Source organism: Duganella guangzhouensis (genome assembly GCF_009674535.1).
Taxonomy (GTDB): Bacteria; Pseudomonadota; Gammaproteobacteria; order Burkholderiales; family Burkholderiaceae_D; genus Rugamonas; species Rugamonas guangzhouensis.
The window spans coordinates 1-4,494 of record NZ_WKJK01000050.1 but is presented as its reverse complement, the minus strand read 5'-3'; the positions used below and the strand labels follow the sequence as shown (position 1 = coordinate 4,494).

Annotated in this window: 3 protein-coding genes and 2 pseudogenes; 2 read left to right on the top strand and 3 right to left on the bottom strand. The window is 54.6% G+C overall.

What is annotated here, in order from left to right; translation table 11 throughout:
• A pseudogene (locus GJ699_RS34320) lies at positions 1–1,718 on the top strand (hypothetical protein); the annotation flags it as partial.
• Positions 1,718–2,074, top strand: a complete 357-nt coding sequence (locus GJ699_RS33790; RefSeq protein WP_229262428.1) for a hypothetical protein — start codon at positions 1,718–1,720, stop codon at positions 2,072–2,074. The pseudogene GJ699_RS34320 and the gene GJ699_RS33790, both read left to right, overlap by 1 nt.
• Before the next feature lie 20 nt (positions 2,075–2,094).
• Here the strand turns inward: GJ699_RS33790 and GJ699_RS33785 are convergent, their stop codons facing one another.
• The 3 genes and pseudogenes from GJ699_RS33785 to GJ699_RS33775 form a co-directional block, all read right to left on the bottom strand.
• The gene (locus GJ699_RS33785) at positions 2,095–2,634 is read right to left on the bottom strand and encodes an RNA 2'-phosphotransferase (RefSeq protein WP_154383797.1); all 540 of its coding nucleotides are present in this window, start codon (positions 2,632–2,634) and stop codon (positions 2,095–2,097) included.
• A gap of 96 nt (positions 2,635–2,730) precedes the next feature.
• A pseudogene (locus GJ699_RS33780) lies at positions 2,731–3,071 on the bottom strand (helix-turn-helix domain-containing protein).
• Between the two features lie 309 nt (positions 3,072–3,380).
• Positions 3,381–4,112, bottom strand: a complete 732-nt coding sequence (locus GJ699_RS33775) for an integrase core domain-containing protein (protein ID WP_195763718.1) — start codon at positions 4,110–4,112, stop codon at positions 3,381–3,383.
• Positions 4,113–4,494: the final 382 nt, after the last annotated feature.

Here is a 4,494-nt window from a genome sequence, read left to right as displayed (position 1 = left end):
TGGGCCAGGCGATCGGCGCTCAAGACGGCTTCAGTTGGAAAGCCGTTGCCCAGTCCGCCATTGGCGGCGCCATCTCGGCTGGCGTCAGCGAATTTGCCAACAGCCTATCCGACACCTCCCTGCTGGGTGTAAGCAACAATGCCGCGACAACACTGACGCCGTCCCAAATGGCCGCGCGCGCAGCGATCAGCAGTACGCTGACGCAAGGCGTCGGCATGCTGACCGGTATGCAAAGCAGTTTCTCATGGGCGAATGTCGCCGGCTCCTACGCCAGTGGCTATGCCGGCGGTCTCGCCGGCGAGGCGATGCAACGCGCCCTGCAGGACAGTAACAGCATCCTGGCCAACATAGTCGGCTCCAACCAGCAGCTGGCCATACGCACGGCCAACGGCTTCGCCGCCGGCGCAACCGCCTCGATACTGCGTGGTGGCAAGATCAACGTCGCGCAAATTGCTACAGATGCCTTCGGCAATGCACTAGGCAGCAGCTTGGCTGATGCAATCAACAACACCGAGTACATGCAGACAAGAGCCTTGCGCTCGACGATTGACGCCGAGCGCACCAGCCGAGGCTTAGACCCAATCGACAGCAGCGACGATAATGCCATGGCGACAATTCGTGGTATTTTGGCATCGCGGAGCGGCAGAACTGCCGCAGACAGGATTGCTGGTTTCGGGAATCAATTGCAAATGTACGGCTTAGATTCAAGTGACGTTGACGACGTTATTGGCAGACTAGACTCATCTTTCGCTCGCACCGGTCGTGTTACCGCTGAATCGCTATCAGATATGGGCGGCGAAAATGTCCGAACGCTGATAGGTACGCAGTTGCCTGCACGCACGGCCGCCTTCGGTATGCTCATAGTTGACGATACGATGAAGAGCGCTGGTCGCGTAGTCCAAACATTTGGGGATGAACTGGCGAGCCATCCGTTGGCGGGCTACGCCTTGCAGGGTATAGAAATTGCTGCCGGTCCCGGTCTTTGGCTAGCCCGCAATGCAATGACCGAACTTACACCGGTAGGCGCATTCATACAGCAAGGCCAGGAAAGGATTCTTGGCAATTTTGCTGGGCGCTTTGCAAACGCAGGCTACAGCGCCGATGATGCAATGAGCGGAGCAATCGGCGGATTGACTCTCGGGACTTTGGCCGCCACAGGTATTGGTAGCACGTTGACACGCCTTAGCGGCATCTCAAATATCATTACTGGAGTGCGCAGTCGGTTGAGTGCACTGGCGCCGGATGTTAGTATCTCGCCGTTTATTCCACAGCTATCCCGAGGAAGCTCGATCCGGACGCCAAGCAACGATTTAGGCTTAGTTGAATTAAACCCTACTTCAATCCGTACTACTCAAACAACGGTTAAGCAACAAGGTGCGACCATTCCGAAGCTGGTTGAAAGTATGCAAAAGAATGGTTTTGTGGTCGAGCCTGATCGTTTGATTGACGTCGTTCGCATGTCGGATGGAGGACTTACGTCGCTTGATAACACTCGGATCCTTGCAGCACAACGTGCGGGCGTGACTATTCAAGCTCGTGTATTTGAACACACTGACCTGCTTCCTGACGATATGGATTATGTTTCTAGGTTCATTGGAAGGAAAGGTGAAGTCCCGACCACTTTCGGTGAGGCTGTGCAAAATCGAATTAGTAATCAAAGCGCTGGCTACCGCAATCTCTACCCCAACGGCTCACTGTACATAGGATCGGCTCACTAATGAAAATGGATTTACTCAACTCAGATGAATTACCAACGTGGTTCACATACCCAAGTGAATTTCTGGAGCAAGTTCAAGCTGGTCTTGGTGACATTGGTCCATGGCAAATCTTGAAAGGGCAATGGCTCCAAGTCCGCCATGAGGGATTAAAGAAACGGTTTCCTGACCGTGGTCTAGTACCATTTGCTCGCCGACTCGATGACGATGATGTAGCGTGTTGGGACTCAAGAGAACCGACACATGTGTTTATCGTGCACGATTTCTCCGCTCCTGGCTGGGAGGAGCGGGCGGAATTTTCATCGTTTCCAGCATGGCTTCGGGCGGCACAAGAGGATGCCAAAGATTACGATGATTGACTTATACCGAAGCCCTATCGTTATTGAATAAAGGTGACTGGGACCGCTTCAGTTAGCCATACGCCGTTCTCTGACTGAAAGAATTTGAAGCCTTGCTCGTGCATGAGCAAGGCTTCAATTTTTAGTACAACGGGCTTGCCATGCCGCTGGCCGACCGCAATGGCAGTCTGCTCATCTTGCGACAGATGCACATACTGGCGTGAGCCAGATAGCAGCCCTTTTACCTGAATAGACTCAAGAAAACGTGTAGCAGTACCATGGTAAAGAAGCTTTGGCGGTCGCTTCGCGACAAATTCAATGTCTACGCTTTCGGCGGAGTGTCCTTGGACTGCGCGAATACGCAGCCCATCGGCGGAAATTGCGAACCGCTTCTTGTCGCTGTCGGCAACGACTGTCAGGATTAAGTCAGGGTCAAGTTGCTTGCCATCATTCGCAGCGGCTGCGATCAATATGGAGATATCCACCCACCCTTCACGATCAAGGGTAATGCCTATCACTTCAGGCTTATGGCGCAGGACAAAGCTCAAAAACTTGCTAATCTCAGTGTGTTGCTTATTCATATTTTGCTCTCTCTTTAATTTAAAAAAGCCGTCCCCAGCCCGCTGCTGATCGCGCGGGTGATGGAGACGACTTCTTTTTAGCGGCCAGGAATTCCCTTAGCTGCTCAGGTTGCCCATCATTTGCTTGGTCTGGTACTTGATGATCATGCCGTCCAGCAGCGCCTTGATGATGCGCCTCCCTCCTCCGGCATGTGGCTGACCGCTTCAAACTGCAAGGCCAAGTCATCTGACGGCCCACGCTCGACATCATCAAACACCAGCATATCCAAACTTAGATGCAGCACCTTGGCCAACCGGACCAAGGCTTCCAGCGTCGGTTGCGCCGTTCCCGCCTCGTAGCGCTTGATCTGGTTCACGTGAATCTGCGCCGCATCGGCCAGACCTTGCTGCGTGAAATTCTGTGCTTTGCGAAACTGGATCAGACGGGAGGCGAACATGGGAGATAGCAAAAAGATGACGGTGCCCATACTGTACCCCCTGGTATCTTAAAAGGTGTTCGCGGAGTCCATTATACGATACAGTAAAAGTTGTTCCGTCCGCTGTCCCGTCCGCACCACGGACAGTCGCCGCGAGCACGTCCAAAGGCCCATTTTTTTAATAGAATCTTGGGCTATTGGTTGCGTCGGCGCGCATAACTAGCGTGCTCCGGCACCTATCTGCCACAAAAACAGGCAGTACTGACGTGAATGGACGAGCTGACCCCGGCCAGCACATCAGCCTCGTTCTTTAACAATTCGAGCGTGCGGCTAGTGGCGCAACACCATGCCGCGCAAGCGGGCTCCCCACGCGCTGAACTTATGTGATGCGCGCGGCGCTGTCGTCCACGGATCAATACCCAGCCACGCCTGTTGCGGTGTCTGGCCGCCCAGGTGCTGGTGCGGCCTAGTGACGTTGTACCAGAACTGGAATGCCGGCAGCGCGACCCGCAGCTGAGCGGCATCCGCGATCAGGTAGCCGCAGAGGCTGTGCTTGAACGTCCCGAACAGTCTTTCGGTATAGCCGTTTTCCCACGGCCGTGCCGGCCGCGAGTGCCGCAGCCCGACACCACTCCAGCGCAAGACACGCTTGACCAGTCTGCCACGAAATACCGGATGGTTGTCGGTCTTGATCATACTCGGGCGGCCATGCTGGCCGATGGCCAGAAACAGGCTGCCAAGCAGTGTCCACTGGTTGAACCGTTTTAGGTGCAGCAGCATCAGGTTGAGGCGGCTGCCATGATCGATCGCGCCCAGCACAATGTGCTGTATACCCTCGCCGTCCGTGACGCATGTGGTATCGATTCCCCACATACGATTGTTAGGCTGTCTTGCCGGCACGCTGTGCTTCAGTTCACGCTGGCGATGCAAGGCGATATGTGCTTCGCGGATGAGTAGTTCGCGTCCCCAGGTGCGGCCTACTGACACACCCGTTTTCGCAAAATACAGTTGGTTGAACAGATCTGCCAGTTTGCGATGCGACAGGCCGTGTTGTTCCTTCAATGCGAGTACGCGATGCCGCACCCATGCAGCCTTCCTTGGCCGTAGCGCCGTGGCCGAAGCTGACCCTGGCTTACGCCGCCGGCTCCGAGGCTTGCGCTTTGCTGTACAAACGCTGCAGTAAAGCCCTAAGAAAAATAGCGCGGCCATACACACGAGATTAAAAATCATGATGATGAGGTGTGGACGTTGATAGCAATTCATCCAGCGATCGCATCACCTGTTTAGCTCTGCCATCCCGATCAACCACACTGCTGTTACAACGTTCACTACAAGTACGACCTGAATGGCAATCGCACCAGCGAGAGCACTGCCTACACCAGTGACAACGGTCAGAAAAAAGTCGTCACGGTCAATTACGACTACGACAAGATGAACCGGCAAA